5 protein-coding genes are annotated in these 3,995 nt (G+C 73.7%); all 5 read left to right on the forward strand.

From position 1 onward, the window contains the following. Positions 1 to 578, forward strand: a 578-nt coding sequence (locus Q4D18_RS05395) for an IclR family transcriptional regulator C-terminal domain-containing protein (protein ID WP_303126390.1), incomplete at its 5' end; no start/stop codon positions are given. 115 nt (positions 579 to 693) lie between these two features. Next, positions 694 to 1,908, forward strand: coding sequence for a 4-hydroxybenzoate 3-monooxygenase (locus Q4D18_RS05400; RefSeq protein WP_303126391.1), 1,215 nt, complete (start codon positions 694 to 696; stop codon positions 1,906 to 1,908). A 130-nt stretch (positions 1,909 to 2,038) separates the two neighbouring features. Next, complete coding sequence (gene pcaH / locus Q4D18_RS05405) at positions 2,039 to 2,764, forward strand: protocatechuate 3,4-dioxygenase subunit beta (protein ID WP_303126406.1); 726 nt, start codon at positions 2,039 to 2,041, stop codon at positions 2,762 to 2,764. Continuing rightward, a complete protein-coding gene (gene pcaG / locus Q4D18_RS05410) occupies positions 2,764 to 3,411 on the forward strand; it encodes a protocatechuate 3,4-dioxygenase subunit alpha (protein WP_303126392.1) in 648 nt (215 codons plus the stop codon). The genes pcaH and pcaG overlap by 1 nt, the downstream gene beginning before the upstream one ends. Positions 3,412 to 3,515: 104 nt before the next feature. Continuing rightward, positions 3,516 to 3,995 (forward strand): lyase family protein (locus Q4D18_RS05415; RefSeq protein ID WP_303126394.1); only part of this gene is annotated, 480 nt, incomplete at its 3' end.

Genomic DNA, 3,995 nt, shown 5'->3' on the forward strand with positions numbered 1-3,995 from the left:
TGCCCCTGGCCCGCGCGGCCATGCCGTTCCTCGTGGACGTCCAGGCCGTCCTGCGCCAGAACACGCAGCTGGCCGTCCTGGATGAGGACGGGGTGCTGGTGCTGGAGCGCCTGGCGGCGCGCGACGCCGTCGTGAACCGGGCGGCGGTGGCCGAGCGGCTGCCGGCCTTCACCACCTCCCTGGGCCTGGTCCTGCTGGCCTTCGCGCGCCCGGGCGAGGCTGCGCGGTTCGTGGACCGGCACCGGGACCGGCTCGGCCGGCCCGTGGACCCCGCCCTGCCGCAGGAGGCGGGCGCGCCGGCGCCGGCCGCGGGACCTCCCGCGGTCGCCGCCCCCACCGAGGAGGGGCTGCGGACGCTGCTCGCGCAGGTGAGGCGGGACGGCTACGCGGCGGTGGACGGCGCCGTGGACCCCGAGGCCCGGGGGATCGCGGTCCCCGTGCACCGCGGTCGGGGGCTGTCCCCGGCCGCGCTCGGCGTGGTGGTGCACCGGGAGGACCCCGTCACCCCGGGCGTCCCGCCCCTGCTGATGACGGCGGCCCGCGGGATCTCCCGGGCCCTCGGCGCGGATTCTCAGTGAGTGAGAATCCCCGTGGCGGTGACCTGGACCACACCCCAGGATGGGGGGACCATCCCCGGGGTCCGCTCCCGCGCCGCACGGCGCCCGGCGCGGCGGACGCCCCAGAAAGGACGCCATGACCCAGCGCACCGTGACCCGCACCCGGGTCGGCATCGTGGGCGGCGGCCCCGCCGGCCTCATGCTGTCCCACCTGCTCTCCCGTGAGGGCGTCGACACCGTGGTCCTCGAGGCCCGCGACCACGACACCATCGCCGCCACGCACCGCGCCGGCATCCTCGAGCAGCCCAGCGTGGACATGCTGACCCGGACCGGCGTGGACGGCCGCATCCGCGAGATCGGCGACGAGCACGCCGGGATCGACATCCGCTTCGGCGGGGAGTCCCACCTGTTCGACTTCCCGGACCTCGTGGGCGCCACCGTCACGCTCTATGCCCAGAACGAGGTGTTCGTGGACCTCGCCGCGGCCCGCGCCCGCGACGGCGGGGACGTGCGCTTCGAGACCGAGGTCGTGGAGGTGCTGGACATCGACTCCGACACCCCCGGCGTGGTGTTCCGCTCGACGGCCGGCGGCGAGGAGGGCCCCCTCGAGGAGCTGCGCTGCGACGTCCTGGTGGGCGCGGACGGCTCCCGCTCCCTCGTCCGCAAGGCCCTGCAGAGGGGCACCGCCGGGGGGCGGGACTTCTTCCACGAGTACCCCTTCGCGTGGTTCGGCATCCTGACCGAGGCGCCGAAGTCCTCGAAGGAGCTCATCTACTGCCGCTCCGACCTGGGCTTCGCCCTCATCTCCCAGCGCTCGGACACCGTGCAGCGCATGTACTTCCAGTGCGATCCGGGCACGGACGCCGCGGACTGGTCCGACGACCGCATCTGGGAGCGCCTCCAGGCGATCGTGGACGGCCCCGACGGGCTGACGCTGAAGACGGGGCCCATCATCGACAAGACCGTGCTCGGCTTCCGCTCCTTCGTGCGCACCCCGCTGTCCCACCGCAACGTGTTCCTCGCGGGCGACGCAGGCCACACCGTCCCGCCGACCGGGGCCAAGGGCCTGAACCTGGCCTTCGCGGACATCCGCGTCCTGTCCGAGGCGCTGCTCGCCTGGGCCCAGGACGGCTCCCGGGAGCTGCTCGACGCCTACTCGGACACCGCCCTGGCGCGGGTCTGGAAGGCCCAGCACTTCTCCTCGTGGATGACCTCCCTGCTCCACACCCGGGAGGACGCCTCCGACTTCGAGCGTCGCCGCGTGCTGGGGGAGCTCATGAACGTCACCTCCTCCCGCTACGGTCAGCAGTACCTGGCCGAGCAGTACACCGGCTGGCCGCACGCCCGCTGACCGTCCGACGCCGACCCCGCAGACAGAGAAAGGAGCACCCGTGAGCGAGCAGACCCCGCACCAGGACGACGAGACCTTCGACCACGCCCACGTGCTCGACCCGGCCGCCACCCAGGACTCCCAGGAGACCATCGACCGGGAGATCGCCGAGGCCCATGCACGGGCGGAGGGGGAGACCCAGCCGCGCCTGGACTTCCCGCCCTACCGCTCCTCGGCGTTCCGCCACCCCACCAAGTCGATGGCGCACGCCGACCCCGAGGGCATCGAGCTGTGGTCCCCCGCGTTCGGCGACCGGGACGTCCACCCGCTCGAGGCGGACCTCACGGTGGGCCAGCAGGGCGAGCCGATCGGCGAGCGCATCACGGTGCGCGGCCGTGTGCTCGACGGCGACGGGCGCCCCGTGCGCCACCAGCTCGTGGAGATCTGGCAGGCCAACGCGGCCGGCCGCTACGTGCACAAGCGGGACCAGCACCCCGCGCCGCTGGACCCGAACTTCACGGGCATCGGCCGCACGCTCACCGGCGCGGACGGGACCTACGAGTTCACCACCATCAAGCCGGCCCCGTACCCGTGGAAGAACCACCGCAACGCGTGGCGCCCGGCGCACATCCACTTCTCCCTGTTCGGCACGGACTTCACGCAGCGCATGATCACCCAGATGTACTTCCCGGGCGACCCGCTGTTCCCGCTGGACCCGATCTACCAGGGCATCACGGACCAGGCCGCCCGCGACCGGCTCGTGGCCACCTACGACCACACGGTGTCCACCCACGAGTGGAACACCGGCTACTGGTGGGACATCGTGCTCACGGGCAGCCACCGCACCTGGATGGAAGACGAGGAGGGCGACCACTGATGCGCATCGACGACACCACCCCGCGCACCGCCGACGGGAAGCTGATCCCCACCCCGGGGCAGACCATCGGCCCGTTCTTCGGCTACGCGAACGGCTACGAGCAGGTGCACCTGCCGTGGCGCGACGGCCACCAGCTGGTGCCCGCCGGCCGCGCGGACGCGATGCGCCTGTTCGGCACCGTCTACGACGGCAACGGGGATCCGATCCCGGACGCCATGATCGAGATCTGGCAGGCCGACGCCGAGGGCGTCATCTCCCAGGAGGACGGCTCCCTCGTCCGGGACGGCTTCACCTTCACCGGCTGGGGCCGCTGCGCCGTGGACAACGCGGGCCGGTACACCTTCTCCACGGTGGAGCCCGGCGTGGTCAACGAGGGCCGCGCGCGGTTCATCCACGTCGTCGTCTTCGCCCGCGGCCTGCTGAACAAGCTGCACACCCGCGTGTACCTGCCCGAGGACGCCGAGGCGATCGCGCAGGACGCGTTCCTCTCCTCCCTGGACGAGGACCGCCGCCGCACCCTGATCGGCACCCGGAACGACGACGGCTCGCTCGAGTTCGACATCTGGATCCAGGGCCGCGGGGAGCACGCCGCGAAGGAGACCGTGTTCCTGCAGTTCCCCGGCATCGAGTACCCCGAGCTCAACTGACGCCGGCCTCGGCCGCAGGCCCGGCCCCTCCCACACGCGGGACGGGTCGGGCCTGACGCCGCCTCCGGAGCCCGATCCCACCCCTCCGACCCCAGGAGCCCGCCATGACCTCAGCCGCCGCCGCCCTCGCCGCCGTCGCCGACGTCGGCCTCCTGGATCCGGCCTGGGCCGGCAGTCGGGCTGAGGCCGCCACCGCGGACCGCACGTTCCTGGGGCACCTGCTCGACGTCGAGGCCGCCTGGGTGCGCGTGCTCGCCCGGCACGGGCTCGCCACGGCGGCCGAGGCCGAAGAGGCCGCGGCGGCGTGCGACCCGGACGCCTACGACGTGGCCGGCCTCGCCCGCGCGGCCCAGGGCGGCGGCAACCCCCTCATCCCGGCGCTGAAGGCGCTGCGCTCGCGGCTGCCGGCCGGCTCCCGCGCCGTGCACCTGGGCGCCACGAGCCAGGACGTCGTGGACTCCGCGATGATGGTCATGGTCGGCCGGGTGGGCGCGATCCTGGCCGAGGACCTCGCCGCCGCGCAGGACGCGCTCGCGGAGCTGGCCCGCACCCACCGTTCGACCCCGATGGTCGCCCGGTCCCTC

The sequence above is a fragment of the Micrococcus sp. genome (genome assembly GCF_030523875.1).
Lineage (GTDB): Bacteria > Actinomycetota > Actinomycetes > Actinomycetales > Micrococcaceae > Micrococcus.

What these genes read in the sequence shown, in the direction of transcription:
- pcaG (WP_303126392.1), top strand. Translation starts at nt 2,764, where the DNA reads ATGCGCATCGACGACACCACCCCGCGCACCGCCGACGGGAAGCTGATC.
- Q4D18_RS05400 (WP_303126391.1), top strand. Translation starts at nt 694, where the DNA reads ATGACCCAGCGCACCGTGACCCGCACCCGGGTCGGCATCGTGGGCGGC.